Source organism: Enterobacter sp. RIT637 (assembly GCF_019718755.1).
Taxonomy (GTDB): Bacteria; Pseudomonadota; Gammaproteobacteria; order Enterobacterales; family Enterobacteriaceae; genus Enterobacter.
On sequence record NZ_JAIHAZ010000076.1, the window covers coordinates 1 to 698 of the forward strand.

Here is a 698-nt window from a genome sequence, read left to right on the forward strand (position 1 = left end):
GATGAGAGGTGCGTAAGTGCAGCGAGCGCGTTGTTATTTATTAGGCGAAACGGCAGTGGTACTGGAGTTAGAGCCTCCGGTCACGATGACGACGCAAAAAAGGATCTGGCGCTTAACCCAGCGGCTGGGCGAAATCCCTGAAGTGGTCGAGGCCATTCCGGGGATGAACAACATTACCGTGGTGCTGCGCAATCCGCAGTCGGTGGCGCTGGACGCCATCGAGCGGTTGCAGCGCTGGTGGGAGGAGAGCGAGGCGCTGGAGCCGGAGTCGCGATTTATCGAGATCCCGGTGGTGTATGGCAACGCGGCTGGCCCGGATGTGGGCGACGTGGCGCGACATGCGGGGCTGACGGAAAAGCAGGTCGTCGAGCTGCATGCCTCGGTGGACTACGTGGTGTGGTTCTTAGGGTTCCAGCCAGGTTTCCCGTATCTGGGCGGATTGCCAGAGCCGCTCCACACGCCCCGTCGGGGCGAGCCGCGCCTGATGGTCCCGGCCGGTTCCGTGGGAATTGGCGGGTCGCAGACCGGGGTTTATCCGCTCGCCTCGCCGGGGGGCTGGCAGCTTATCGGCCATACCCCTCAGGCGCTGTTTGATGCTAAACGCGAAGAGCCGGTGCTGTTACGGCCGAGCGATACCGTGCGGTTCGTGCCGCAGAAGGAGGGGGTATGTTGAAGGTGATTCGCGCGGGGTTATACAC

At 62.9% G+C, this 698-nt stretch carries 1 protein-coding gene; it reads left to right on the forward strand.

Features of this window, described 5'->3' with window-relative positions; genetic code table 11:
• Nucleotides 1-16 precede the first annotated feature (16 nt).
• The gene (gene pxpB / locus K5E19_RS23235) at nucleotides 17-673 is read left to right on the forward strand and encodes a 5-oxoprolinase subunit PxpB (protein WP_221553286.1); all 657 of its coding nucleotides are present in this window, start codon (nucleotides 17-19) and stop codon (nucleotides 671-673) included.
• Nucleotides 674-698 lie beyond the last annotated feature (25 nt).